This window comes from Micromonospora sp. NBC_00898 (assembly GCF_045207895.1).
Lineage (GTDB): Bacteria > Actinomycetota > Actinomycetes > Mycobacteriales > Micromonosporaceae > Micromonospora.
The window spans coordinates 2,276,140-2,300,685 of sequence record NZ_CP108775.1 but is presented as its reverse complement, the minus strand read 5'-3'; the positions used below and the strand labels follow the sequence as shown (position 1 = coordinate 2,300,685).

Annotated in this window: 26 protein-coding genes; 10 read left to right on the top strand and 16 right to left on the bottom strand. The window is 71.9% G+C overall.

What is annotated here, in order from left to right; genetic code table 11:
• Window positions 1–390 precede the first annotated feature (390 nt).
• The 9 genes from OG799_RS11285 to OG799_RS11245 form a co-directional block, all read right to left on the bottom strand.
• Complete coding sequence (locus tag OG799_RS11285; RefSeq protein WP_406044983.1) at window positions 391–915, bottom strand: GNAT family N-acetyltransferase; 525 nt, start codon at window positions 913–915, stop codon at window positions 391–393.
• A complete protein-coding gene (locus OG799_RS11280; protein ID WP_406044982.1) occupies window positions 912–1,907 on the bottom strand; it encodes an ABC transporter ATP-binding protein in 996 nt (331 codons plus the stop codon). The genes OG799_RS11285 and OG799_RS11280 overlap by 4 nt, the downstream gene beginning before the upstream one ends.
• Before the next feature lie 16 nt (window positions 1,908–1,923).
• On the bottom strand, window positions 1,924–3,339 hold the full coding sequence (locus tag OG799_RS11275) for an RNA-guided endonuclease TnpB family protein (protein WP_406044981.1): 1,416 nt from the start codon (window positions 3,337–3,339) through the stop codon (window positions 1,924–1,926).
• 138 nt (window positions 3,340–3,477) lie between these two features.
• Window positions 3,478–4,452 carry an ABC transporter ATP-binding protein gene (locus OG799_RS11270; RefSeq protein WP_406044980.1) on the bottom strand — a complete coding sequence of 325 codons (975 nt, stop codon included), beginning with the start codon at window positions 4,450–4,452 and terminating at the stop codon, window positions 3,478–3,480.
• Window positions 4,452–5,612 carry an anhydro-N-acetylmuramic acid kinase gene (locus OG799_RS11265; protein ID WP_406044979.1) on the bottom strand — a complete coding sequence of 387 codons (1,161 nt, stop codon included), beginning with the start codon at window positions 5,610–5,612 and terminating at the stop codon, window positions 4,452–4,454. The genes OG799_RS11270 and OG799_RS11265 overlap by 1 nt, the downstream gene beginning before the upstream one ends.
• An 11-nt stretch (window positions 5,613–5,623) precedes the next feature.
• Window positions 5,624–6,526 carry an N-acetylmuramic acid 6-phosphate etherase gene (gene murQ / locus OG799_RS11260; protein ID WP_406044978.1) on the bottom strand — a complete coding sequence of 301 codons (903 nt, stop codon included), beginning with the start codon at window positions 6,524–6,526 and terminating at the stop codon, window positions 5,624–5,626.
• The gene (locus tag OG799_RS11255) at window positions 6,523–7,413 is read right to left on the bottom strand and encodes an ABC transporter permease (RefSeq protein ID WP_406044977.1); all 891 of its coding nucleotides are present in this window, start codon (window positions 7,411–7,413) and stop codon (window positions 6,523–6,525) included. Before OG799_RS11255 ends, murQ begins: the two co-directional genes overlap by 4 nt.
• Before the next feature lie 34 nt (window positions 7,414–7,447).
• Complete coding sequence (locus OG799_RS11250) at window positions 7,448–8,416, bottom strand: ABC transporter permease (protein WP_406044976.1); 969 nt, start codon at window positions 8,414–8,416, stop codon at window positions 7,448–7,450.
• Window positions 8,417–8,479: 63 nt separating this feature from the next.
• Window positions 8,480–10,027, bottom strand: a complete 1,548-nt coding sequence (locus tag OG799_RS11245; RefSeq protein ID WP_406044975.1) for an ABC transporter substrate-binding protein — start codon at window positions 10,025–10,027, stop codon at window positions 8,480–8,482.
• 185 nt (window positions 10,028–10,212) lie between these two features.
• Here OG799_RS11245 and OG799_RS11240 point away from each other — a divergent pair, with 185 nt between their 5' ends.
• Window positions 10,213–11,301: a serine hydrolase domain-containing protein gene (locus tag OG799_RS11240; RefSeq protein WP_406044974.1), complete on the top strand. Its 1,089-nt coding sequence runs from the start codon at window positions 10,213–10,215 to the stop codon at window positions 11,299–11,301.
• 215 nt (window positions 11,302–11,516) lie between these two features.
• A complete protein-coding gene (locus tag OG799_RS11235) occupies window positions 11,517–12,446 on the top strand; it encodes a diacylglycerol/lipid kinase family protein (RefSeq protein WP_406044973.1) in 930 nt (309 codons plus the stop codon).
• 17 nt (window positions 12,447–12,463) lie between these two features.
• Here the strand turns inward: OG799_RS11235 and OG799_RS11230 are convergent, their stop codons facing one another.
• From OG799_RS11230 to OG799_RS11220, 3 genes are all read right to left on the bottom strand, one after another.
• Window positions 12,464–12,739: a hypothetical protein gene (locus OG799_RS11230; protein ID WP_406044972.1), complete on the bottom strand. Its 276-nt coding sequence runs from the start codon at window positions 12,737–12,739 to the stop codon at window positions 12,464–12,466.
• 264 nt (window positions 12,740–13,003) lie between these two features.
• Window positions 13,004–13,789, bottom strand: coding sequence for a DUF427 domain-containing protein (locus OG799_RS11225; protein WP_406044971.1), 786 nt, complete (start codon window positions 13,787–13,789; stop codon window positions 13,004–13,006).
• Window positions 13,790–13,852: 63 nt separating this feature from the next.
• Window positions 13,853–14,254, bottom strand: a complete 402-nt coding sequence (locus OG799_RS11220) for a DUF2267 domain-containing protein (RefSeq protein ID WP_406044970.1) — start codon at window positions 14,252–14,254, stop codon at window positions 13,853–13,855.
• A 189-nt stretch (window positions 14,255–14,443) separates the two neighbouring features.
• On the opposite strand from OG799_RS11220, the gene OG799_RS11215 reads away from it, so the two are divergent.
• Window positions 14,444–15,631 carry a CaiB/BaiF CoA transferase family protein gene (locus tag OG799_RS11215; protein ID WP_406044969.1) on the top strand — a complete coding sequence of 396 codons (1,188 nt, stop codon included), beginning with the start codon at window positions 14,444–14,446 and terminating at the stop codon, window positions 15,629–15,631.
• On the opposite strand, the gene OG799_RS11210 is transcribed toward OG799_RS11215, so the two are convergent.
• A complete protein-coding gene (locus OG799_RS11210; protein ID WP_406044968.1) occupies window positions 15,618–16,406 on the bottom strand; it encodes an enoyl-CoA hydratase/isomerase family protein in 789 nt (262 codons plus the stop codon). The two genes, OG799_RS11215 and OG799_RS11210, sit on opposite strands and share 14 nt — an antisense overlap.
• A gap of 74 nt (window positions 16,407–16,480) precedes the next feature.
• Here OG799_RS11210 and OG799_RS11205 point away from each other — a divergent pair, with 74 nt between their 5' ends.
• Window positions 16,481–17,449, top strand: coding sequence for a GNAT family N-acetyltransferase (locus OG799_RS11205; RefSeq protein ID WP_406044967.1), 969 nt, complete (start codon window positions 16,481–16,483; stop codon window positions 17,447–17,449).
• Between the two features lie 4 nt (window positions 17,450–17,453).
• Here the strand turns inward: OG799_RS11205 and OG799_RS11200 are convergent, their stop codons facing one another.
• The gene (locus OG799_RS11200; protein ID WP_406044966.1) at window positions 17,454–17,867 is read right to left on the bottom strand and encodes a DUF2809 domain-containing protein; all 414 of its coding nucleotides are present in this window, start codon (window positions 17,865–17,867) and stop codon (window positions 17,454–17,456) included.
• Window positions 17,868–18,080: 213 nt separating this feature from the next.
• The gene (locus tag OG799_RS11195) at window positions 18,081–18,452 is read right to left on the bottom strand and encodes a hypothetical protein (protein WP_406044965.1); all 372 of its coding nucleotides are present in this window, start codon (window positions 18,450–18,452) and stop codon (window positions 18,081–18,083) included.
• A 215-nt stretch (window positions 18,453–18,667) separates the two neighbouring features.
• Here OG799_RS11195 and OG799_RS11190 point away from each other — a divergent pair, with 215 nt between their 5' ends.
• Genes OG799_RS11190 through OG799_RS11175 form a run of 4 tightly spaced genes read left to right on the top strand, consistent with a single transcriptional unit; the run spans window position 18,668 to window position 21,446 of the window.
• Window positions 18,668–19,177 carry a DUF2231 domain-containing protein gene (locus OG799_RS11190; RefSeq protein ID WP_406044964.1) on the top strand — a complete coding sequence of 170 codons (510 nt, stop codon included), beginning with the start codon at window positions 18,668–18,670 and terminating at the stop codon, window positions 19,175–19,177.
• Entirely contained in the window at window positions 19,177–19,587 is a 411-nt protein-coding gene (locus OG799_RS11185) for a hypothetical protein (RefSeq protein ID WP_406044963.1), read from the top strand. Before OG799_RS11190 ends, OG799_RS11185 begins: the two co-directional genes overlap by 1 nt.
• A 1-nt stretch (window position 19,588) precedes the next feature.
• A complete protein-coding gene (gene folE / locus OG799_RS11180; RefSeq protein WP_406044962.1) occupies window positions 19,589–20,182 on the top strand; it encodes a GTP cyclohydrolase I FolE in 594 nt (197 codons plus the stop codon).
• Window positions 20,183–20,201: 19 nt separating this feature from the next.
• Window positions 20,202–21,446 (top strand): NAD(P)/FAD-dependent oxidoreductase, encoded by a 1,245-nt coding sequence (locus OG799_RS11175; RefSeq protein WP_406044961.1) that lies wholly within the window; start codon window positions 20,202–20,204, stop codon window positions 21,444–21,446.
• Window positions 21,447–21,524: 78 nt separating this feature from the next.
• Here OG799_RS11175 and OG799_RS11170 read toward each other — a convergent pair whose 3' ends face one another.
• Window positions 21,525–22,175 carry a helix-turn-helix transcriptional regulator gene (locus OG799_RS11170; RefSeq protein ID WP_406044960.1) on the bottom strand — a complete coding sequence of 217 codons (651 nt, stop codon included), beginning with the start codon at window positions 22,173–22,175 and terminating at the stop codon, window positions 21,525–21,527.
• A 190-nt stretch (window positions 22,176–22,365) separates the two neighbouring features.
• Between OG799_RS11170 and OG799_RS11165 the strand changes: the two genes are divergently transcribed.
• Both OG799_RS11165 and OG799_RS11160 read left to right on the top strand, forming a co-directional pair.
• Window positions 22,366–23,115, top strand: a complete 750-nt coding sequence (locus tag OG799_RS11165) for a dienelactone hydrolase family protein (protein WP_406044959.1) — start codon at window positions 22,366–22,368, stop codon at window positions 23,113–23,115.
• A 76-nt stretch (window positions 23,116–23,191) separates the two neighbouring features.
• Window positions 23,192–24,502, top strand: coding sequence for an FUSC family protein (locus OG799_RS11160; protein WP_406044958.1), 1,311 nt, complete (start codon window positions 23,192–23,194; stop codon window positions 24,500–24,502).
• Window positions 24,503–24,546: the final 44 nt, after the last annotated feature.

Sequence of the window (24,546 nt, the reverse complement as noted above, 5' to 3'; positions counted from 1 at the left end):
GCCTGCTCATCGTAATCCGCGACGTGCTCGGATCCGTCAAACAAGGTCTTGCCACTCTGCCGGGCTCGCGCCAAACGAGGGCGCTGGCGCGGCAGTGACGTTGACGAGGGGTTCGGCACCGGCGGTGCCAGCCGGGCGAGGGCATCGACGCTGCGGTTATACGTTCAAACGCTGCGAGCGACGCGGTGGCCAATCGAGCCCGGCCGCAAAGAAGGGCCTGGGCAACGTCTCGGCGTGGTGTTCGCAGGTCGGGTGGCTGATGCTCCGTCCTACCGCAGCGTCGGCACCTGGGAGGCGCCGGCGAGGGGCGTTGCGGTCAACCGTCGACGCCGGCACGGCCTCCCTCGCAGGTCCGTGGGGGAGAGGGACGTGGTGAGGCACTGCGATGACTCACTTACGGACGTCGGCCTCGGCCAGGTTCCGGCGCAGCCGCACCTCGGGCTCGCCATACGCCTCCTCGACCCGGGTGCCGGTGTCGGGCGTCCAGCCCTGCGCCGCATAGAACCGCCGGGCAGCGTCGTTCCGGGCGAACACCCACAACGTCGCCATGCCGTGACCGGCGACCCGCAGCTCCCGAGATGCGGCGTGCAGCAGCTTTCCACCCAACCCGAGACCCTGGGCGTCCGGGTGCACGTACAGGCTGAACACATGTCCGTGACGCGTGTCGTCCGGGTCCGCGCCGAATCGCACGATGCCGCGGACCCCGTGCCCTGTCACATCGGCGACGAGGACGCCGTCGGGTGCGGCCGCGAGGACGCGTCGCCACAGCGCCACCGCGCTCGCCTCGTCGTAGCGGGCCTGCACCTGCGGTGACAGCAGGTCCGCGTACGAGCGGTGCCAGCACGCCAGGAAGACGGCGCCGACGGCGTCCGCGTCGGCCGCCACCGCCCGGCGAACCCGCACCGGAGCGGTCACGAGCCGGACGGGGCGAGCTGCGCCGACCGGTCGCTCACCTGCTCGGCGGCCACATGGCAGGCCACCTCGTGGCCGGGGCCCAAGGGAAGCGGCAGCAACGCCGGGTCGAGCCGCCGGCAGTCGTCCTGCGCCAGCGGGCAGCGCGGGTGGAAGGGGCAGCCGGGCGGCGGGGCGGCCGGGTTGGGCACCTCACCGGAGACGGTGGCCTCGATCGGCTGGGAAAGCTCCGGGTTGGGTGCGGGTACCGCGGCGCACAGGGCGGCGGTGTAGGGGTGCCGAGGGTTGTCCAGCACCGACTTCCAGTCGCCGATCTCGACGACGCGGCCGAGATACATCACCGCGACCCGGTCGCTGATGTGCCGCACCATGGCCACGTCGTGGCTGATGAACACGTAGCTGAGGCCCAGTTCGCGGCGCAGGTTGACCAGCAGGTTCATGATCTCGGCCCGGACCGAGACGTCGAGCGCCGACACCGGCTCGTCGAGCAGCAGAACCTTCGGCTCCACGGCGAGGGCCCGGGCAATGCCGACCCGTTGCCGCTGCCCGCCGGAAAGCTCGTGCGGGTAGCGCGCGGCGAACGCCGCGCCCAGCCCGACCATCTCCAGCAGTTCGCCCACTCGCCGCTCGCGCTGCCGGCCGTCGGCGAGCCGGTGCACCGCCAGCACCTCGCCGAGCGCCTGGCCGACGCGCAGCCGCGGGTTGAGCGAGGAGTACGGGTCCTGGAAGAGCATCTGGATGTGCCGGCGCTGCTGCCGCAGCGCCGGACCCCGCAGCTCGGTCAGGTCCACCCCGTCCAGCTCTACCCGGCCGGATGTCGGATCCTCCAGCCGCACCAGCAGTTTGGCCAGGGTCGACTTGCCGCAGCCGGACTCGCCGACGACACCGAGGGTCTCTCCGTCCCCGACGGTCAGCGAGACTCCGGCGAGGGCGTGCACCACACCCTCCCCGCCCCGCACTGGATACTGCTTGACCAGGTCGGTCGCCGTGAGCATCAGTTTCTGCTTCCTACTAGTTGCTCATTGGTGAGCGGTTCGGATGGTTCGCTCTCCGCCCGGCGATGGCCGGGCTGGAGTCCTGGACCGGCAGTCTGGTCCGGTGGCGATCGGTCCTGTCCTGCAGGATCTGCTTCACCACGCGGTAGGGGGTGTGCAGGGCGATGTCGGGGTCGCCTGCTCGCTGCAGGATGTTGATCGCGGCGTTCACGTCGGCCTGCCACACCACCCCGCACGGGGTGCAGTGAAACCGGTCCCCGCTGCGTCGGCCGAGCCGGCCGCAGCGGTGACAGGTTTGTGAGGTGTAGGCGGCGTTGACACGCACGAGCGCAGAACCTCTGCGCTCCGACACGTTTGTTAGGGCCTCGGCGGTAACCCCTTTGGTCCACGCGGCGAGGCGCCGGTTGACGTTACGGCCGAGCGTCTTGCGCCCGGCGAAGCTTTTGGTGAGGTCTTCGGCGACCACGGTGGCGGCCTTGTCGACGACCCGGTGCACGGCGGTGAAGATCTCCGTGCGCACCAGGGCGCGGTGGCGGGCGGCCCGTCGGTCCCGCTTGACCGTCCCGAGGTTGTTGACCATGATCCGGTGCGCTTTCGCGTGATTCCCGCGTAGGGCGGCGTTGTTCGCTATCGAGCGCAGCTTCGCCCGCCGCCGGTTCCGCTCTTTCAACCGGTCCGACTCGCTGGTCAGCAACGCGCCGAGGCGGCTACCGTGGTGGCCGCCGTCGGAGTCGGTCAGGGCTTCGGTGTAGCCCTTGTCGACACCGACCGTCCGCTGCCCGCACGGCCGCTGCGACGACCGCATACGCGACGCGTCGATCTGGTGGTGCACCTCCACCCGGCCGCCACGCAGGATCAGCCGCAGCGTGCCCGTCGGAGCGACGGTCGTGGACAGCGGGATTCTGACCATCTTGCGGCGTTGCAGACCGGGGACCGCCAGCCACAACCGGCCCCGTGCGTCGGCGACTGTGTTGTGCTGGTCGGCGCGCACGACGATCTGATCATGCGTTCGGCTCTTGCCACGCTTCCAGTGCTTGCGCATCTGCAGAGCCAGGAACGGCTCACTGGCCCACTGGTTAGCCTTCAGCGCGGTGAACATCCGCTTGCGCCCGACCGGATCGTTGGTGCGCCGGGTGATCGCCCGCCGGATCTCGACCTTGGCCGACGCCAGGTTCGCCGCGATGTCGGCCATAGCGTCGCGGACGGTTTCCTTCCACGCGTTCGCCAGCACGCCGAACTGGATGTGCGTGCCGTCAGCCAGCCAGCGGTCCCGAACCTGCCGGTCTGTCAGTCCGGACCCGACGCCGGCGATCGAGCCGTACCGCTGCCACACCTCACTGCGAACCCGACCCAACCGACGGGCCTGCTCCGCCAGGGCGGCGTACTTGCCCGGGTTCAGGCGCTCGGAGTACGCGATCCGGGTGACCTTCACCGGCCACCCTCCACGGTCAGACCCGCCCCTTTGACTTCTCTGTCCAAACATCGCAGCCCGGGACAGCACTTCGTAGTCGTCGAAATGCCGCTGTCCACAACAGGCAACGATAGACAGGTATGCGGAGGAACTCGACAACTAGCTACTCCTCCACTCGTGCGGGGGCAGCCAGCACGCGGCCCGTCCCTGCATCCGCGTCTGCAGCGCGGGGCGGGTCGCGCACGCGTCGACGGCCTGCGCGCACCGTGGCCGGAACGGACACCCTTCCACCGGGTCGGTGGCGGCCGGCGGCCGTCCGGGGATCTGGGCCAGCGGCGGCCGGTCGTCGTCGCTCGGGTCGGGCAGGGCGGCCAGCAGCGCCTTCGTGTACGGGTGCTGCGGAGCGCTGAACACCTGCCGTACGGGTGCGTCCTCGACCACGTGGCCCGCGTACATCACGACGACCCGGTCGACCAGGCGTGCCACCACACCGAGGTCGTGGGTGACCCAGATGGTGGTCATGCCGAGTTCCCGGCGCAGTTCGTCGATCAGCGCCAGGATCTGCTGCTGGATGGTCACGTCCAGCGCGGTGGTCGGCTCGTCGGCGATGAGCAGCCGGGGGCGCATCGCCAGCGCGCAGGCGATCATCACCCGCTGACGCATCCCGCCGGAGAACTCGTGCGGGTAGGCCCGCGCGGTGCGCTTCGGATCGGGGATGCCGACCCGGGCCAGCAGGTCCAGCATCCGCCGGCCCGCCTCGGCCTTCGGCACCCCGTGCGCGGTCATCGCCTCGATGACCTGGTCGCCGACGCGCATCAGCGGGTTGAGCGACGTCATGGGGTCCTGATAGATCATCGCCGCGTCGTTGCCGCGGACCGCGCGCAACTCCCGCTCGGACAGTGCGGTCAGGTCGCGGTCACCGAGCCGCACGGTCCCACCGGAGACGTGCAGCGGCTCGACGAGCAGGCCCATCACGGCCAGCATGGTCAGCGACTTGCCGGAGCCGCTCTCGCCGACGACGGCGACGGTCTGCCCGGCTTCGACCGTCAGGTCGACCCCGTGCACGATCTCCCGGTCGGCGCGGCCGGACCGCGCCGACACGCGCAGGTCCGCAACCTCGAGAAGGGCGGTCATCAGGCGGCTCCGCTCAGGCTCAGCGCGGTGGGGGCGGTGGCCAGTGGTTCGGGCAGGCGCAGGGGTGTGGCGCCGGGCACGACGGCGCCGAGCACCCGGGCGCCGGTGGCACCCGTGCACGACGGCACGGTGGCGGGCAGGCCGTGGGCGGTGTGCCAGCCGATCAGCGCGAAGGCGACAGCCTCCTTGGTGTCGGTCGGGGCGCCGAACTCGGCGGTGGTCGTGACCCGCACCCCGGTCAACCGCTCACGCAGCATCGCCATCAGCGTCGGATTGGCGCAGCCCCCGCCGGAGGCGACGAGGGTGTCGACCCGGTGGCGGCGAACCTGGTCGGCGACGGTCTGCGCGGTCAGCGCGGTCAGGGTCGCGGCGATGTCCGCGTCCGACAGGCCGGGGTGCGTCGTCAATGCTTGTTCCAGGTAGTCGGCGTGGAACAGTTCCTTGCCGGTGGTCTTCGGCGGGTCGAGTCGGTAGTACGGTTCGGCGAGCAGCTCGGTGAGCAGGGCGTCGTCCACCGTGCCGCCGGCGGCGAGGAGGCCGTCCTCGTCGTAGCGCAGTCGGCCCCGACTGGCCCGCACGACGGCGGCGTCGATCAGCGCGTTCGCCGGGCCGGTGTCGTAGGCCACCGGGCCGCCGCCACCGAGCGGCCGCAGCACGGTGATGTTGGCGATCCCGCCCAGGTTGAGGCCCGCCGGCCGGCCCGGCAGACCGGACAGCAACATGACGTCCATCATCGACACCAGCGGCGCACCCTGACCCCCGGCGACCACGTCCCGCACCCGGACGTCGGCGACGACCGGAAGCCCGGTGCGCTCGGCGATCCAGGCCGGCTGCCCGATCTGCAGGGTGCCATGCACCTGTCGCCCCTGCACCCAGTGGTAGACGGTCTGTCCGTGCGAACAGATCAGGTCGACCCCGCCGGCCCGCTCGGCCGCGTCGGCGGCCACCTCGGCGAACGCCTGACCGATCAGCGTGTCCAGCTCGCACGCCTCGGCGAAGGTCAGCGCCGACGGCGGCAGGGCCGCCATGAGCCGGGCTCGCAGCTCCTCCGGGTAGGGCGAACTCGCCGTGTAGCCGACCGCGCCATGCAGCACGCCTTCGTGCAGCGTGAAGTCGACGGCCGCCACGTCGATGCCGTCGTGGGACGTACCGGAAATCATGCCCAGGACCTTCACGCGCCCGCCTCCAGCGCCTCGCGCAGCCGCCCGCCGCTCGCCGCCAGCCGCTGGCGGGGGTCCGCCCCGGTCGAGCGGTCGAGCATCAGGATCGCCGTCTTCACATCGAGCCCGGCGCCGTCGAGCGCCACCTCGGCAACGGCGCGGGAAACCCCGGTGACCTGACGGATGATGCGGACCGCCCGGTCGCGAAGCTTCACGTTGGTCACCCGCAGGTCGACCATCAGATTCCCGTACGTCTTGCCCAGCCGGACCATCGAGATCGTCGAGATCATGTTGAGCACCAGCTTCTGCGCCGTGCCCGCCTTCAGCCGGGTCGAGCCGGCCAGCACCTCGGGGCCGACGAGCACCTCGATCGCCCGGTCGGCGGCCGCGCTCAGCGGCGTGCCGGCGTTGCACGACAGCCCGACCGTCAGCGCGCCACGCGCGCGGGCCGCCCGGACCGCCGCCAGGACATAGGGGGTACGGCCGCTCGCCGAGATGCCGACGACCGCGTCGGCGGCCGTGATCCCGCATTCGGCGATCACCGCCGCGCCGGCCGCCTCGTCGTCCTCGACGCCCTCCTGCGAGGCGAGCAACGCCTCGGGGCCGCCCGCGATGACGGCGCGCACCAGTTCCGGTGGGGTGCTGAACGTCGGTGGGCACTCCGACGCGTCGAGCACCCCCATCCGGCCGGCGGTGCCCGCCCCGACGTATAGCAGCCGACCGCCGGCTGCCAGCCGGTCGGCGACTCCCTCGATGGCCGGCACGATCTGCGGCAGCGCGGCACGCACGGCGCCGGGCACTGTCGCGTCGGCGTCGTTCATGACCGCCGCCAACTGCGCGACCGACGCGGTGTCGAGGCCGGCGTACCGGTCGTCGACCTGTTCGGTCAGCAGGTCACCAAGCCGGTCCGTCATGCGTTGCGTCCATTTCTCGGGTCGAGGGCGTCGCGCAGCCCGTCGCCGAGCAGATTGAGCCCGACCACGAAGACGACGATGACGGCGCCCGGCGCCGCCAGGTTCCACCAGGCCGTGCCGGCCAGAATCTTGGCGTCGAACACCATCGACCCCAGCGACGGCGCGGGCGGTGGGCTGCCCAGGCCGAGGAAGCTCAACGCGGCCTCGGTGAGCACCGCCCACGACAGCGACAGGGTCACCTGCACGATGACGATGGCGGCGAGGTTCGGCAGCAGGTGACGCAGCAGGATCCGCCAGGTCGGGATGCCGAGCACCCGGGCCGCCTTGATGAAGTCGGTCTCGCGCAGCGACAGCACCGGCCCGCGGCTGACCCGGACGAAGATCGGCACATAGACGATGGCGATGGCGATGGCGATGGTCAGCCAGTTGCGGGTGAACGTGGCCGCGAGGGTCAGCGCGAGCAGCAGCGGCGGGAAGGCGAAGAGCACGTTCGTCACGGCCAGCACCGGCCCGCGTACCCGGCCGCCGTAGAAGCCGGCGCAGATACCGGCGGTGGTGCCGACGAGGGCGGAGAGGAAGACCGCGACGACGGCGACGCGCAGGGAGTTGCCCACGCCGGCCAGGGAACGGGAGAAGACGTCGCGGCCGAACTGATCGGTGCCGAACCAGTACTGGGCCGACGGCGGCTGCAGGCGGGCCTGCGGGTGCTGGGCGATCGGATCGTACGGGGTCATCCCGAGCAGGGCGGTGCCCGCGGCGACGACGACGAGCGCCACCAGCACCGCGCCGACCAGACCGGCGGGGCTGCGCAGCAGTCGCCGCCACGCCGCCGCGCGGGCCGGCGGTGCGGCCACCGGCACCTGCTGCCCGGCAACGGCGGCCGTCATGCCGGCACTCCGCCGCGCCTCGTGCTGTGCCCGCTCACGCGGCACGCACCCGGGGGTCGATGACCCGGTAGAGCAGGTCGGTGAGGAGGTTGACCACGACGAACGTGGTCGCGATCACCAGCACGGTGCTCTGCACCACCGCGTACTCCTTCTGTTGAATTCCCGCGAGGACCTGCCGCCCGAGGCCCGGTACGGAGAAGATCTGCTCGACCACGACGGCGCCGCCGAGCAGGTAGCCGAACTGGATGCCGGTCATCGTGACGATCGGGTTCAGTGCGTTGTGCAGCACGTGCCGCACCCGCAGCCGCCACGGTGCGACGCCCTTGCCGCGGGCGGTGCGGACGAAGTCCTGGGTCTGCACCTCCAGCAGTGCCGACCGTGCGGTGCGCATGATCGGGGCCGCGAGGCCGAAGCCGAGGATCAGCGCCGGAAAGAGCATCTGCTGAAGGTTCAGCAGCGGGTCCTGGGTGAAGTGGGCGAAACCCTGGGCATTGGGGTTGTAGTGCGCGTACCTGGAGATCACGGTGAGCAGCGCGGCGCCGAGCAGGAAGTTCGGCACGGACAGGGCAGCCAGGCCGACGAGCTGGCCGAACCCGTCGCGGATGCCGTTGGCGCGGGACGCCGAGAGCATGGCCAGCGGCACCCCGATCAGCAGACCGATGACGGTGGCCAGGACCGCCAGCTCCATCGTCACCGGCAGGGCGCTCGCGGTCATATCCAGGACGGAGGCGCCGGCCCGGCGGGAGAAGCCGAGGTTGCCGGTGAGCACGTTGCCCAGCCAGGAGAAGAACTGCAGGACCAGCGGCTTGTCCAAGCCGTAGTACGCGCGCAGGGACTCCTGCTGCGCGGCGCTGAGCCCGGCTGCCTCGGTGCCGAGGGTGGCGGTGATCTCGTCGCCGGGAATCGCCCGCAGGGTGGTGAAGACCAGCACCGCGACCCCGAAGAGGGTGAGCACCGTCTCCACGAGTCGGCGGGTCAGCGGGTGACGTGCGATGGACCGCACCGGCACCTCCTTGTGTGAAGGGTCCTGCCGGGCGGTGCGTGCACCGCCCGGCAGGTCGTGCGATCACTGCAGCGAGACCTCGCGCAGGTTCTGCAGGGAGCCGTTCGGCATGGCGGTGAAGCCGGAGACGCCCTGGGTGGTGGCGGTGTAGCCGTAGCTCGAGAACAGCCACACCCAGGCCGCGTTGTCCTCCAGGTGCCGGGAGACCTGGGTGTAGATCTCCTTGCGCTTGGCGGGGTCGGTGGTCGCCTTGCCCTCGGCGAAGAGCTTGTCCAGCTCGGGCGAGGAGTAGCCGGCGACCTTGTTGAGGTTGCCGCCGCTGGTGAAGTAGCGCCCGTACATGCCGTCCGGGTCCGGGCGGCCGCCGTTGAGCGCCACCGCCGCGCTGAAGTCGGCGGCGACCCACTTGTCCACGTACGCCCCGGACTCCAGCGTCTGCAGATCGAGGGTGATGCCGGCTTCCTTGAGCTGGGCCTGCAGGTTCTGCGCCTCGTTGACGGAGGTGGCGTACTCGCCCTGGGAGACGATCGCCGGGATGGTGACGCCGTTGGCGAGGCCGGCGCCGGCCAGCAACTGCTTGGCCTTGGCCACGTCCCGGGTCGGACAGGGGCGCGCGTTGGGGTCGGACTTGTACGCCGGGGAGGTGATCGGCCCGGTCACTTCGCCCTCACCGAGGGCGGCGGTGTCCAGAACCTGCTTGCGGTCGATGGCGCAGGAGATGGCGAGCCGTACGTCCAGCTTGTCCAGCGGCGCCTTGCGGGCGTTGAGTTGCAGCACGTGGTAGGACAGGCTCGGCGTCTTGGTCACCTTGAGCCCGCTGCCCTCGGCCGACTTTGCCACCAGCGGATCGTCGAGCGTGGCGAACTGGACGTTGCCGGACTGCAGGGCCGCGACGACCGAGGTCTGGTCCGGGATGATGCGGAACTCGAGGCCGCCCACCTTCGGCTTGCCACCCCAGTAGTCGCCGTTGACGGTCAGCTTCACCGACTGGCCGGCGGTGCGGCTGTCGAACTTGAACGCGCCGGTGCCGTTGGGCTTCTGGCCGACCGCCTCGGAGGTGTCATCCTTGGACAGCATCGCCAGGTTGGTGGTGGCGAACCCGGCGAGCAGGCCCGCGTCCGGCGCTGCCAGGTGCAGCACGACGGTCTGCGGGTCGGGCGCGTCGACCGACTGGATCGACTTGACCGTGGCCGCAGCCACCGCCGCGGTCTCCGGCTTCTGGATGCGCTCGATCGACGACTTGACGTCGGCGGAGCTGAACGGCTTGCCGTCGTGGAACTTCACGCCCTGACGCAGCGTCAGGGTCAGGGTCTTGTTCTCGTCGGCGTACTGCCACTTCTCGGCCAGACCGGGCTTGACGTTGAGGTCGCCGTCGAGCTCGGTGAGCGTGCCGTACACCTGCTCGAGCAGATGCACCGCCTGGAACTGGGTGGCCTTCCACGGGTCGAGCGTGTTGGGGTCGGCGGTGTAGCCGACGACCAGGGTGCCGCCGCCGGCCGACCCGTCCCTGCCGGGTGTGCCGCTGGAGCAGCCCGTCGCGACGAGGGCGGCGGCCGCGACGGCCACCAGACACCTGGTCGCTGGTGAGCTCAGCGCGCTGGGGAGCTTCACGTTCCTTCCCTCCGGTTTGCCACGGCCGCATCGCCGCGAGTGCCACGGGCGCCGCATTCTCCGCCGCCGTCGACGGCCGTACGCCTCGGCGACCGAGTATCGAGGGGTTACGAAAGCGGTGTCAATAGTTTCCGATGCAACGGTGCCGGATGAAAGAAGTTGCCGGCTGCGCTATGGTCATCTCCGTGTCCAGACTGACGACGTTGCTGCTCAGCGGCTTGGAAACCGGACACCGCCCGCTCTACAGCGCGGCCGTCGCTCTTATTTCGAGAGGTGGTCGCACGGCTGACCTGGTTACTGTCGGTCACCTGTCCCGGTATGCGGACGCGGACGGCATCCTGGTCGCACCGGAAACCCTCCAGCCCGCCCTGGAGTCCACGATCTTCGACCTCGCCTCGGTGACGAAACTGTTCACCACGGCCGTCCTGCTCACCCTCGTCGACGAGGGCAGGGCGAGCCTCGACGAGCCGATCGCCGCGTGGCTGCCCACCTTCGACGACGGCGAGCGACGGCGGATCACCCTGCGCCACCTGCTCACCCACACCTCCGGGCTGCCGGCGTTGCTGCAACTGTGGACCGACTGGCCGGACCAGGCGTCCCGGGTCGAGGCGGTGCTGCGCGCCCCACTGGTCAACCGACCCGGCGAAACCTTCGAATATTCCTGCGTGGGCTTCATGGTGGCCGGGCTGCTGGCCGAGCGGATCACCGGCCACCGGCTGCCCGACCTGGTGCACGAGCGGATCTGCCGGCCCCTGGGACTGACCGACACCGGCTTCCTGCCCGAACCCGCACGCGCGGCCCGGGCCGCAGCCACCGAACACCAGCCCCACATCGGCCGTGGCATGCTGCGCGGCAGCGTCCACGACGAGAACTCCTGGTCCCTCGGCGGGACCGCGGGCAACGCCGGGTTGTTCGGCACCGCCGCCGACGTCGCCCGCTTCGGCGAGATGCTGCGGCAGGGCGGCGCCGTCGACGGGGTCCGCGTCCTTCGCCCGGACACCGTGGCGGAGGTGACCCGCGATCACCTGCCGCCGGCCATCGACCCGGGCTTCCGCCACGGTCTCGGCGTACGCATCGGCGACCCGCACTGGATGGGCACGCTGGCGGCGACCGGGGCCTACGGCCACACCGGCTTCACCGGCACATCCCTCCTGGTCGACCCCAGCCGGGACGTCGTGGTGGTCCTGCTCACGAACCGCGTGCACCCCAGCCGCGCATGGTCTGACATCGCGGAGATCCGACGGGCCGTGGCTGAGTTCGCCGCGGATACCTGACCGGCGCCTCGGTCTGGCCTCTCTCGACCAGGAGATCACGGGCCACGTCGGCGACCGGGATGTAGCACTCGGGGCAAGCGGTCGTGACGTGCGGTCGACGCGCCGGGTCAACTATCGCTGATTGTCGCTGGCTCGTACCCGGCCGCTGGGCGCGTGTGCAGGCTTCTCCTCACCCTGGCTGAGCGGCACGGCGTTCAGCGATAGGGTCTGGCCGTATGCGGACGAAGCAGGAACTGGGCGTGGCCGTCCGGCGGGAGCGACGCGCGGCGCTCGTCGTCAACGCCCACTCCCGCCGGGGCCGCCGGCTCTACGAGGGCGCCCGGTCGCGGCTGGTGGCGGCCGGCTTCACCCTGCTCGGCACGTACCCGGTCGAGCGGCCCGACGAGCTCGAACAGCACTTGGCCGAGGCCGCCGACCTCGGGGTGGACCTGCTGGTCGCGGGCGGTGGCGACGGCACGATCGGCACCGCCGCACGCCTGCTCGCCCACCGCGACATCGCGCTCGGCCTGCTGCCGCTGGGCACCACCAACAACTTCGCCCGTACGGTGGGCATCCCGCTCGACCTCGCCGCCGCGGTCGCGGTCCTGACCGACGGCAAGGTGATCGACGTCGACCTCGGGCTCGTGGGCAACATGCGGTTCACCAACCACGTCGGCATCGGCCTGTCCGCCGACGTGATGCGCGCGGCGCCGCCACGGCTCAAACGGGTCAGCGGGCGGCTCGCGTACCCGGTCACCGCCCTGGCGCTGCTGGCCGGGCACCGGCCGCTGCGCGCCACCATCCGCGCCGAAGGGCGGGAGCACGAGTTCGTCACCCACCAGCTGTACGTGGCCAACGGCGGCTTCCACGCCGGCCGGCCGATCACCGCGGACGCGAACGCCGACGACCGGCTCCTGGTCGCGTACCCGGTGGGCGGTCCGACCCGCCGCGAGCTGCTGCGCGACACCGCCCGCAACGCGGCGACCGGGCACCGGCGCACGCTCGGCGACGAGCCGTTCCTCGCCGTCCGCCAGCTCTGGCTGGAGACCGACCGGCCGGCGCGGGTCGAGGTCGACGGCGAGCTCTACGGCGAGACCCCGATCCGGATCGGCCTGGATCCCAACGCGCTGCGCGTGATGGCTCCCGCCGACAGCCCGGACCGCTAGGGAGCCGGGACGGCCGCTCAGCCCCGGCGGTCCTCGTCGGGGACGGGAATCGCCTGGTTCTGCTCGAGGACGTCGGCCGGGTTGGTGTCGCCCGACAGCGAAGCGGGCACGTCACCCGGGCCACCTGGCGTCAAGGCGCCCTGCTCCGCCAGGTCCGCCTCGGACGCCTCCGGTACGGCGTCCGACACCGTGTTTGGCGGGCCGACCTCGACCTCGTCCTGCTGTTGCTCCAGCGCGTCGGCTTCCGGCGGTCGACGGAGCGGATCAGCCTGCTCGTCCCAGCTTGCGGTCATTCCGGCCTCCCGCGGTCGCACTGTACGTTCACCTGCGCGACCCCCTGCCTACCCGCGTCCGGCCCGGCTAGACGCGCGCCAGCCGCCTGGTTCGAACCTGCGTACCTCGTACTTCCAGCGACGGTTGCAGCTGCTCTTCGCCATCACCGCCATCGCCGGGGTCGTCGGGCTGTATCCGGCCGCGTACGACCTCGACACCGCCGGTGGATGCGCAGCTGACCGCGGGCCCGCTCCACGGCAAGGATCACCCGCCGTCACGGCCGGTCAGGAGAAGTGCGTCTTGGGGCGGGCAAGCCGCTCCCCGCCGACGATCAGATCGACCTTCTCGTTGTAGAAGGCGATCAGCCCGGCGATCGGCAGGAGCGCCCCGGTGGGGAAGTCGTACGACCAGGCCAGGTCCGGGTGGTCCGTGCCGTCGACCCGCACGGACCAGTAGGCGCCGGTCCGGCCCTTGTACGGGCAGGCGGTCGTCGTCGCCGACGGCACGAGCTGCCGGAAGTTCACGTCGGTGCGGTTGAGGTAGTAGCGGGTCGGCAACCCGGTCTCGAAGACCAGCACGGGCGACGTCGACTCGGCCAGCACCGTCCCGTCGAGTTCCACCCGTACGGGACGGGTGGAGCGCAGCGCGTCCACCCGGGCGTACGGGCTGCGGGGGTGGACGAAGACCTCCTCGTCCTCCTCGAACCAGCGGTCCATCGCGCCCCAGTCGAACCGGATCGTGTCCCTCAACCCGGGCAGCGCGTCGTCCCCGTACCACCGCCCGCACGACGGACGGGCGGTCTCGCCGACCCGCAGCCCGTGCAGCCGGGCGGTGCCGCGCCGGGACCCCTCCGTGCGCTCCTCGTCAACCAGGAGATCGCGGGCCACGTCGACGATCGGGATGTAGTACTGCGGGTAGAACGGCCACTCCCACACGTACCGGGCATGGGTGCTGTCCAGCACCTGCTCACCGGCGAGGAACGCGCGGATCCGGCGGGGCGCCGGCTCGATGTGGTCGACCGGGGCGATCGCCTTGGGATAGTCCGGCACCTCGTCCTCCCAGCGCAGCAACGTACCTCTGCCCTACCCTGCCCGCGCCGATGCGGGCCGACCCCGCGAACGTCGGTCCAGGCGCTACCCGCGCGTGCGCTGCACGAAGGGCGCGGTCGGGTCGGCGACCTCCCCGAACTCCGCCGGGAGCTGGGACACGACGTCGTCGTACCCCTCGGGAGTGAGGGCCTCGCGGAGGACGTCGAACACCGCGGTCACCCCGTCCTTCGCCTGTGTCACGTCCACGTCGGCGCGCCCGCTGACCCGTTGCACGAACACGTCCAGTCCGAACCGCTCGGCGGTCTCGCCGGAGCCGAAGGCGTACGCCCGCAGCCCCTCGGGAAGCTGGCCGGCGAGGTCACGCGCCTCGCCGCCGTCGATCCGTTCCGCCAGGGTCGTCAGCGTGGCCCGCGTGACCGCGGTCGCCTGCTCCGATGACGTCCCTGAGCGCTTCGCCACCAAGCCGATGAACTCGTTGTCGTCCACCTTCAGGGCCTTTCTCTCGGATGTCAGCGGCGTCTTCCCGCGCACCGCCGCCCTCAAACGGGAAAGCGCGCCAGTGCCACCGGGCGGCCCGTTCCGGCATCTCGTGGGGATCTCACTAGGGTGGGCGACTGCGCCAGGACGCCGCCGCCGATCACGCCACCGCGTCGCAGTCGTGAGGGAGTGGACCGTATGACCGGGTCTCTTGACGGGGTGCTCGTCGCCGACTTCAGTCGGGTTCTCGCCGGGCCGTACGCCACCATGCTCCTGGCCGATCTCGGCGCCGACGTGGTGAAGGTGGAACGGCCCGGCGCGGGTGACGACACCCGCGCCTGGGGTCCGCCGTACGACCACGACGGCACGGCTACCTACTACCTGTCCGTCAACCGCAACAAGCGGTCGGTGACGCTGGATCTGACCGATCCGGACGACCTGGCCGTCGCTCGGGACCTGGCGCACCGGGCGGACGTGATCGTGCAGAACTTCCGTCCCGGCACGATGGAACGCCACGGCCTCGGTCACGCCGACATCGCCGCCGCCAACCCGGGTGCCGTCTACTGCTCGATCACCGGCTTCGGCTCCGGCGCGGGCGCCGACCGGCCCGGATACGACCTGCTCGTCCAGGCCGTCGGCGGGCTGATGAGCGTCACCGGCGCCCGGCCGGGGGAGCCGGTCAAGGTCGGGGTCGCCCTGGTCGACGTGATCACCGGGCTGCACGCCACCGTCGGCATCCTGGCCGCGCTGCGCCACCGCCAGGCCACCGGCGCCGGCCAGCACGTCGAGGTCAACCTGCTCTCGTCGTTGCTGTCCGCGCTGGTCAACCAGGCATCCGGCTACGTCTCGGCCGGCGTGGTCCCGGGCATCCTGGGCAACGCGCACCCGAGCATCGTGCCGTACGAGCTGCTGCCCACCGCCGATCGGCCGCTCGCGGTGGCGGTCGGCACCGACGCGCAGTTCGGCGCGCTGTGCCGGGCGCTCGGCATCCCCGCCGTCGCCGGGGACCCGCGCTACGTCAGCAACGCCGACCGGGTACGCAACCGGGAAACGCTCATCACCACCTTGTCCGAGCGAACGGCGCTGCGGTCCGCCGACGACCTGGCCGCGGCGCTCGGCCGACTCGGCGTGCCGTGCGGGCCGGTCGACGACCTGGCCGGAGCCTTCAGCCTCGCCACGAAGCTCGGGCTGGCGCCGGTCGTGGAGATCCCCGGGCCGGAACGGCCGCAGCCGGTGCGTCAGGTCGCCAACCCGATCACGCTGTCAGGCGCGCCCGCGGTCTACCACCGGCCACCGCCCCGGCTCGGTGAGCACACCGCAGAGGTGCTCACCTGGCTGACTTCCGACCAGCCGAGCGGCCCTGCCTCCCAGGTCAGCGGCCGGTGAACGTCGCCCTGCCCGATCCCTCGTCGAGGAACGAGCGCACCGCCCCGCGCAGGTCCACCGTGCGGTACAGGTCGGCGGCGATTCCCGTGACGTGCCGGTTGGCCTCGGGCACGCCACCCTCGGCGAAGTGGTCCAGCACCCTCTTCGTGGCGGCGTGGGCGCGCGTCGGGCCGGCGGCGAGCTGCCCGGCGAACGCCCGCGCCGCCGCGTCGAAACCCGCGTCCGGGAGGACCCGGTTGACCACGTTCCACCGTTCCAGCGCGGCGGCCGAGTAGCGCTCGCCGGTCATCACGAACTCCTTCGCCCGGCCGACGCCGGCCCGCGCCGCGAGGCGCTGGGTGCCGCCCATGGTGGGGGTCAGCCCGACCACCTTCTCCACCAGGCCGAAGCTCGCCCGCTCGGCCGCCAGGATGATGTCGCAGGCCACCGCCACCTCGAACGCCCAGGTCAGGCAGAGCGCGTGGGCGGCGAAGACGGTGGGGAACTCCAGCGCGGCGATCCGGTCAGGCAGCGTGAGCATCCGGTCGAAAAGGATCTTCGCCTGTTCCGGTGACTGCTGGGCGGCGAAGAGACTGACGTCCACGCCTGCGCTGACCACCCGGCCATCGAAGCGGATCAACAGGGCCCGCGTGTCGACCGGCAGCCGGTCGAGTGCCGCATCGAGCTGTTCGTGCAGGTCGAGGGTGTAGAGATTGAGCGGCCCGGCGTCGATGGTCAGCACGGCCAGCCCCGAGGGCTGGATCTCCAGGCGGGTGAGGGCAGGCGGTTCGGTCACCGACGCAGCCTAGCCGCGGCAAGGGGCTGCTTCCGGGACGGCCGGCGGGGGGAGAGCCGGGCTAGGCTATCGCGGTGACGCGTTGGCGCCCCGCCGCTACGACGGATGTCGATCGTCTGACGGCGCTCTTCGCCGCCTGCGAGCAGGCCGATCCCGTCGGCCTCGACGTCGATCCCGACCAGTTCCGCGCCCGGCTGGCCCTGCCCGGCCTCGACCTCGCCCGGGACACCCTCGTCGCCGAGGACGCCGCCGGCCGGCTCGTCGCCTACGCCGAGGTCGCCGACATGGGCCCCGGCCCGGGCGTGCTGCGCATCCGGCTCACCAGCGCGATCGATCCGTCGGCGCGCGACACCGCCACCCCGCACGTCCACGACTGGCTGAACGACCGGGCCGCGCAGCTGCGGCGGGAGCGCCGACCGGACCTGCCCGGGATGCTCGGCACCCGCTGCGGCGCGAGCGACCAACGCCGCCTCGACCTGCTCACCGCCGCCGGCTTCGCCGCCGTGCGCTGGGAGCAGACCCTCGTCCGTGACCTGGACCAGCCGGTCCCGTCGGCGCCGGCCCCGGCCGGCGTATCGCTCGTCCCCTTCGACCCCCGGTACGACGAGCAGACCCGGCTCACCCACAACGAGGCGTACGCCGACAGTCCGACGGCGATGATCCCCGGCCGGGAGAGCTGGCCGGCGCACGCCACCGGCCTGCCGGCCTTCCTGCCGGAGGCGTCCGTCCTGGCGCTCGCTTCGGACGGGCCGGACGGCAATCCCGTCGTCGGCTTCCTGTTCACCCTGGACCATGTGGACGCCCGCGGTCGGGCGGCCGCGCTGCTGCACTGCCTCGGCACCCGACCGGCATGGCAGGGCCGGGGCGTGGCCAGCGCCATGATCGCCCAGACGCTGGTCACGTCCCGCGAGGCCGGTCACCGGCGGGCGGAGCTGCACGTGGGCAGTGACAACGGGGTGGCTGTCCGCCTTTACGCCCGGCTCGGCTTCAGCGACACCGGCCGGGGACACGCCATTCTCACCCGGCAGCTCCCGGCCGACTGATCCGTCACGTCGCCGTCACCCTGTGGGCGGCTGGCCGAAGACGGGCCGCCAGCATCCAATGGGCCGCGGCCAGCGGTGCCACGCCGACGGGATACCAGAGCAGGTCCGTCGGGTCGAACTGGACGCCCAGCACCAGCCGGGCCAGCAGGCTGCGCGCCGACAGCGCGGCCGGGATGCCGCTCAGCTGCGCGCACTCGACGGCCCAGCAGAAAGCGACCGCGACGGCCGCCGCCGGCAGCGGGGACATCCGTGGCCACAGGAACAGCACGCCGGCGTAGACCATCGACGCGTAGAGGGCGGTGCCGGAGTACTGCTCGAGACGGCCGTCCGAGAGGGCCCGGATGGTGAGCGCGACCCCCAGGAACAGGGCCGCCGCCACCAGCATGAGCGGTCGGACCACCGCCGGCCGGATCGACATCCCGCCGATGCTACCGGCGGGCGCCGATCGACGCGACGATGGTGGTGCAGCCGCCCCAAGGACTGGGGCAAGCTGGCCGGCACCGCCACCGGGGTCGACTGCCAGGGCAACAGCGCCCGGTGCGCGGCGCCACGGTCCAGGTCAACGACAAGAGGGGGTGGACGTTCACCCTGAAGGCCGACGCCAACGGCCGGTACGGCCCCTCGGCAGGCGCTAGGCCACGCTCGGCACGGGCAGGATCGGCAGGGCGGCGCGGTGGCGGGTACCGGAGATGTCGCCGGTCTGGTCGACGGCCGGCACCGGCGGCACGGCCTCGCCGGCGACGGCGGTCCCCGCCGCCGGTCCGCCGCTCGCCGGGACGGACGACGACGCCGCCACCGACGCTTCGATCTCGGTGAGCAGGGTCGTCAGCTTGCGCACGTCGTCGACGGGCATCCGGAAGGAGCCCCGGCAGACCGGACCGCTCCACAGGGACACCACCACGGCGCCCCGGTCCGGGTGGTAGCTGACGCGCATCATCCGGTCGTCGCCGCGCAGGTCGGTGAACAGGTCACCGAAGCTGGGCATCGGTCGCACCTCTCCCATCCACCCAGCATGCCCCAGCCACCAGTGTGGAGCCAGAGGTCAGACGCGGTGGGGCGTACGGCGTGGATGGCGTCGACGCCTCCTCGCGGGTCACCTGACGGGACCGGCGAGGAGTTTTCACCAACGCGCGCTATTGAAATTTCGGCCCCGGGGGTGCAGCATAGCGATTAAGAGCAACGATCATTGTCGAAAATTGGGGCGGCAGCGTGGAACCCTTGACGCAGGCGAAGAAGCCGGTCACCGTGCTGGCCGGCCCGTATGGGCACCCGCTGCACCCCGCGCTGGCGGCGGTGCCGATCGGCGCGTGGATCGCCAGCTTCGTCTTCGACGTGGCATCACGCGTCGTCGGTCAACCCGGCTTTCTCACCTCGGGGTCCCGCTGGCTGATCGCCATCGGTGTGCTGGGCGCCCTCGCCGCGGCCACCGTGGGTTTCCTGGACCTGATCGCCATCCCGCCACGTACGCCCGCGTTCCGCACCGCCCTGGTGCACATGTCCGTGAACCTGGCGGTCACCGCGGCGTACGCGATCAATTTCCTGACCCGCGGTGGCCAGCCTGCCGCGGCGCCGGTGGGCTGGGTCGCCCTGACAGTCTCCGCGGTCAGCCTGGCGGCGCTGTCGGTGTCGGGGTATCTGGGCGGAAAGCTCGCCTACCGGTACGGCGTCCGCGTCGCCGACGAATCCACACAGGCCGAGGGCTACCGAGTAACGAAGGAGAACCTCTGATGGGTATCGCCGCGCTGGTGACGTGGCTGGTCACGGCCGTGATCGGTTTCACGATGCTCGGCATGTGGGTGGCCCGGGGCGGCCTGCGGGCCGTCGGCGACCGGGCCGCAGCGACGAGCCGCTTCGCGCCGGGGCTGGTGTTCGGGCACTTCCTGCTGGCCGCCGCCGGCCTGGTGGTCTGGATCGTCTACCTGGTCGCCGACGCCGAGGCGTTGGCGTGGCTGGCCCTCGGGCTGCTCGTCGTCGTCGCGATCCTCGGTGACGTGCTCTTCGTCCGCTGGTACAAGGGCCGCGGTCTGGGGATGGTTGAGTCCGGTCTGCCCAAGGCCCTCGTCTACACCCACGGTCTGTTCGCCGTCACCACCGTGATCCTGGTGCTGCTCACCGCGCTCGGTGTGGATGGCAGCTGACGTGACCATCACATCGTCCCCACGTCGCGTCGACCAACGACCGGAGCGCGACCTGGTCGCGGCCGAACACGCCGCCGCGCGGTTTCTGACCGCACTCGGCATCGACCTGGAGTCCGAGAGCCTGCGTGACACGCCGGGCCGGATGGCCCGGGCGTACGCCGAGCTGCTGACCGCGCGTCCGTTCGACCTGACCACGTTTCCCAACGACGAGGGCTACGACGAACTGGTGCTGGCCCGTTCCATCCCGATCCGGTCGGTGTGTGAACACCACCTGTTGCCGTTCGTCGGTGTCGCGCACGTCGGCTACCTGCCGGGCGAGCGGATCCTCGGATTGTCCAAACTCGCCCGCGTCGTGGAGCTCTTCGCCCACCGTCCGCAGGTGCAGGAGCGGCTGACCAAGCAGGTGGCGGACTGGCTGGCCCTCGAACTGGCGCCCAAGGGCGTCGGGGTCGTCATTGAGGCGGAGCATCTGTGCATGACGTTGCGCGGGGTGCGGGCCACCGGTGCCACAACCGTGACGTCCACCCTGCTGGGGACCCTGCGCGATGACGCCCGCTCCAGGGCCGAGTTCTTCTCCCTCACCGGAACCCACTGACACGATTCGGAGACGCGGCATGGAGAACTTCGTCATCGTCGGAGCCGGCCTCGCCGGCGCCAGAGCCGCCCAGACAATGCGCGAGGAGGGCTTCGACGGCCGGGTGATACTGCTCGGCGAGGAACCCGAACGGCCCTACGAGCGGCCACCGCTGTCCAAGGGCCTGCTGCTGGGGACCACGCCGCGACGCGCCGTGCACGTGCACGACGCCGACTGGTACGAGGCGAACCACGTCGAGCTGCGTACCGCGACCCAGGTCACCGGCATCGACCGCGACGCCCGCCAGGTCGTCCTGGACGATGGCGAACGGCTCGGATACGACAAGCTGCTGCTGACCATCGGCTCGACGCCCCGCCGCCTGGATGTTCCCGGCGCCGACCTGGACGGTGTGCGGTATCTGCGGACCTTAGCGGACTCCGATCGGATCGCCGAAGCCCTCACCGACCAGGCCCACCTTGTGGTGATCGGTGCGGGTTGGATCGGTCTGGAGATCGCCGCCGCCGCCCGCCAGCAGGGCGCCGCCGTGACCGTGGTGGAAGTCGCCGACCTGCCGTTGCAGCGGGTCCTCGGCGATCAGGTCGCCCGGGTCTTCGCCGACCTGCACCAGAGCCACGGCGTCACCTTCCGGTTCGGCGCCGGGGTCCGGCAACTGCGGGGTAGCGGGCGGGTGTCCTCGGTGCTGCTGACCGACGGCACCGAACTGCCCGCCGACACCGTCGTCGTCGGCGTGGGCATCCAGCCCAACGTGCAGTTGGCCGAGGCGGCGGGCCTGAAAGTGGAGGACGGCATCGTCACCGACGCCCGGCTGCTCACCTCCGACCCGCACATCTACGCCGCGGGCGACGTGGCCAACGCCTACCAGCCGCTGCTGGGCCGGCACATCCGCGTGGAGCACTGGGCGAACGCGCTCAACGGCGGCCCGGCCGCGGCGCGGTCCATGCTGGGCCAGCAGGTCGAGTACGCCCGACTGCCGTACTTCTTCTCCGACCAGTACGACCTGGGGATGGAGTATTCGGGGTGGGCGGCCCCGGACGGCTACGACCGGGTGGTGTTCCGTGGCGATCCCAGCGTGGTGGATGGCAGGGCGCCGGAGTTCCTGGCGTTCTGGGTCTCCGACGGTCGGGTGCTGGCCGGGATGAACGCCAACGTGTGGGACGTGACCGACCAGATCCGGGCGCTGGTGCGTGCCGGCCACAGCGGCAGGGCCGTCGACCTGGCCAAGCTCTCCGATCCGCAGGTGCCGCTCGGTGACCTCGTGAGTTGAGCTGGCCTGGCGCTGAGCACCGCGGGCAGCTGGCGGCTCAAGATTGAGGGCGGCGGCCGACCGAACCGAAGACGGTCGTCACTGTCGCGTCGCCGGCCGCGGGGTGGTCCCGGCCGGACGGATCTGCACACAGCAGGCGCCGGGACTGGGGGCCAGCCGCGCATGGAGATCCGTTCGGCCGAGCCCGTCGAGCAGGCCACCGATGAAGGCATGGTTCAGGCCGCACACCAGCTCGGTCTGCTGGGCGGCGAGCTCGTGGAAGGGGCAGTTGCGCAGCCGGATCCGCTCATCGTCGTCGGCCGGATCGAAGCCGAGTTCGGCCAGCACGGCCACGACCGACCCGCCACCGTCGACCCCATGACCGATGGCCACGCCCCGTTGCTCGGCCAGGCGTAGCGCCGCCGACCTGGCGTCGGCGGGATCCTGTGCCACAGCCTGCGCGAGGATCTCACCGATGAGGTCGTAGCGGCGCTCGGGGATGGTCAGGGAGATGCAACCCGGGGCCGCCTCGTACACCTTCGGCGTTCTGCCACGGCCGCGTGCCTGGTCGGTCGGGGCCTCGTACCGGGTCTGCAGCAGTCCCGCGCCGACCAGCTTGTCGAGGTGAAACGCGGCCAGGCTGCGCGAGATGTGCTGCGCGTCGGCGGCTTCCTCCCGGGTCACCGGATGGTCCTGGCTGCGGACGTAGTCATACAGCGCCCGTCGTACCTGGTCGACGAGCGCGGCCACCGCCTGCCAGGGGGCCCTTGCCATGTCGGCACTTTATCACCAGCACATCTTGTCGAAATTTGTCGCCGACGTCATGGCCGCGCAGCCGCCGCACCAGGTCGTGGTCGGCCGCCGCGGCCCTCAGGTCCGGAGAGCGGATGTCGGCGGGTAGCGTTCCGGCGAGACGACGCGATCCGCGAGGAGTTTCCGGGTGCAGACGACGGTGCAGGTTCCGACCAGCGATGGCGTCGCCGACGCCTACCTCGCCCAGCCGGACGGGGACGGCCGGTTCCCGGCGGTCCTGATCTTCATGGACGCGTTCGGGCTGCGGCCCCGGCTGGCCGAGATGGCCGAGCGGATCGTCTCCCGGGGCTACCTCGTGCTGGTGCCCAACCTGTTCTACCGGGCCGGCCGGGCGCCGCTGTTCGACCTGTCCGGCCTCGACGACCCCGAGCGGCGGGCCGGGTTGTTCGGGCAGCTGATGCCGTACATCGGGGCGCTGACCCCCGAGGCGATCACCCGGGACGCCGCGGCGTACCTGGACTTCCTCGCCGCCCGCGACGACGTCGCGCCCGGGCCGGTCGCCATGGTCGGGTACTGCATGGGCGGTACCAACGCGTTGCGCGCGATCGAGGCGTACCCGGACCGGATCGCGGCGCTGGCCAGCTTCCACGCCGGCCGGGTCGTCACCGACGCCCCGGACAGCCCACACCTCGGTGTCGGGTCGATCACCGGCGAGGTGTACCTCGCCCACGCCGACCACGACCAGTCGATGACCGCCGAGCAGATCGCCACCCTGGAGAAGGCGCTCGAGGCCGCCGGGGTCACCTACCGCTCCGAGCTGTACGCGGGCGCCCACCACGGCTTCACCATGGCCGACACCGCCGCGTACGACGAGCAGGCGACCGAGCGGCACTGGGCCGCCCTGTTCGACCTGCTCGACCGCACGTTCCGCCGCTGACCCGACGCGCTCGGCACCCGGCGCGGACGACCCGACCGGGCACGATTCACCCGTCCCCGGTGGGGTAACCGCCGCCATGCCCGAGGACCGCCCCGCCGCCGACTCCGTCCGGTCGCCGCTCGACGAGGCCGCCGAGCGGGGCGGTCGCGTGGTGGCCCGGGCCCGGCGGCGGGGCGAGCAGGCCGGTCGGGTGCGGCTGCGCCAGCTGGAGATCACCCTCGTGATCGCCGTGCAGGCGGGGCTGGCCGCCGCGCTGGCGGCGCTGGTCGCCCAGCGAATGCTCGGCCCCGGCGCGCACGTCTTCGCCCCGGCCGCGGCGGTCGGCACGATCGCCACCGCCATCGGCCAGCGGGCCCGCCGGACGTTCGAGCTGCTCGTCGGCGTGGGACTCGGGATCGTCGTCGGGGATCTGCTGCGCTTCCTGCTCGGCACCGGGCCCTGGCAGACCGGCCTGGTCGTCGCGCTGGCGATCGCCACCGCGCTGCTGGTCGCCGGCCGGGGCGGCGCCCTGGTCGGCCAGGCCGGGGGTACGGCCGTGCTGATCGCCACCCTGGCCCCGACGCAGCCCGGCCTGGAGGTGCCCCGGATCTTCGACGCTGTGGTCGGCAGCGTGGTCGGCATCCTGGTGGTGGCCCTGCTGCTGCCGATCAACCCGCTGCGGGTGCTGGACCGGGCGGTGGGGCCGGTCATCGCCGGCCTGACCGGCCAGCTGGACGCGGTGGCGCGGGCCCTGTCCGCGCGGGACGCCGACGCGGCGATCCGTGCCCTGGACCAGCTCCGCGGCCTTGACGCCGACGTGGCGCGCCTGAACGAGGCGCTCAGCGGCGCCGACGAGGTGGTCACCCTCGCGCCGGTCCGCTGGCACCGCCGGGCGCAGTATCAGCGGTACGCCCGCGGTGCGGAACACCTGGAACGCGTGATCCTGTACGCCCGGTCCGTGGCCCGCCGGTCGGCCACCGCCCTGCAGTACGGGGAGCCGGTTCCGGCCCAGCTTCCCGCCGCCATCGAGCGGCTGAGCGAGGCCGTTCGGGCGCTGCACCGGGAGCGCCGGAGGGGTCGGGACCCGGAGCGTGCCCGGCAGCTCGTCCGGGAGAGCGCCGAGCTCGCCGGCCGGGCCTGGGCCGAGGGGGTGCGGTCCTACGGCGACGCGCTGATCACCGACGTGCGGACGGCGGACAGTGAACTGCTCCGGGCGACCGGGTACGAACCGGACGACGCCAACCGGATGGTGCGGCAGGCGGCCGGCCGGGGCCAGGCGGCGGTGAAACCGCCGGCCCGGGCCCACCTGCGCACGCCGCGCCGGCACCCGGGGGCGCCCCGCACCCGGCGGCACCGAGGGTCGACCCGCCGGACCCACGGCCGACGCCGGGACAGTCCACGACAGTGAAAGTGGCCCGCCACCCGATCCGGCCGGCTGACTACGGTCGGGCC

What these genes read in the sequence shown, in the direction of transcription:
- OG799_RS11270 (WP_406044980.1), bottom strand. Translation starts at nt 4,452, where the DNA reads ATGACCGCCCTTCTCGAGGTTGCGGACCTGCGCGTGTCGGCGCGGTCC.
- OG799_RS11200 (WP_406044966.1), bottom strand. Translation starts at nt 17,867, where the DNA reads ATGTCGATCCGGCCGGCGGTGGTCCGACCGCTCATGCTGGTGGCGGCG.
- OG799_RS11175 (WP_406044961.1), top strand. Translation starts at nt 20,202, where the DNA reads ATGGAGAACTTCGTCATCGTCGGAGCCGGCCTCGCCGGCGCCAGAGCC.
- OG799_RS11235 (WP_406044973.1), top strand. Translation starts at nt 11,517, where the DNA reads ATGCGGACGAAGCAGGAACTGGGCGTGGCCGTCCGGCGGGAGCGACGC.
- murQ (WP_406044978.1), bottom strand. Translation starts at nt 6,526, where the DNA reads ATGACGGACCGGCTTGGTGACCTGCTGACCGAACAGGTCGACGACCGG.
- OG799_RS11265 (WP_406044979.1), bottom strand. Translation starts at nt 5,612, where the DNA reads ATGATTTCCGGTACGTCCCACGACGGCATCGACGTGGCGGCCGTCGAC.
- OG799_RS11195 (WP_406044965.1), bottom strand. Translation starts at nt 18,452, where the DNA reads ATGGGAGAGGTGCGACCGATGCCCAGCTTCGGTGACCTGTTCACCGAC.
- OG799_RS11255 (WP_406044977.1), bottom strand. Translation starts at nt 7,413, where the DNA reads ATGACGGCCGCCGTTGCCGGGCAGCAGGTGCCGGTGGCCGCACCGCCG.
- OG799_RS11280 (WP_406044982.1), bottom strand. Translation starts at nt 1,907, where the DNA reads ATGCTCACGGCGACCGACCTGGTCAAGCAGTATCCAGTGCGGGGCGGG.
- OG799_RS11215 (WP_406044969.1), top strand. Translation starts at nt 14,444, where the DNA reads ATGACCGGGTCTCTTGACGGGGTGCTCGTCGCCGACTTCAGTCGGGTT.
- OG799_RS11230 (WP_406044972.1), bottom strand. Translation starts at nt 12,739, where the DNA reads ATGACCGCAAGCTGGGACGAGCAGGCTGATCCGCTCCGTCGACCGCCG.
- OG799_RS11160 (WP_406044958.1), top strand. Translation starts at nt 23,192, where the DNA reads ATGCCCGAGGACCGCCCCGCCGCCGACTCCGTCCGGTCGCCGCTCGAC.
- OG799_RS11185 (WP_406044963.1), top strand. Translation starts at nt 19,177, where the DNA reads ATGGGTATCGCCGCGCTGGTGACGTGGCTGGTCACGGCCGTGATCGGT.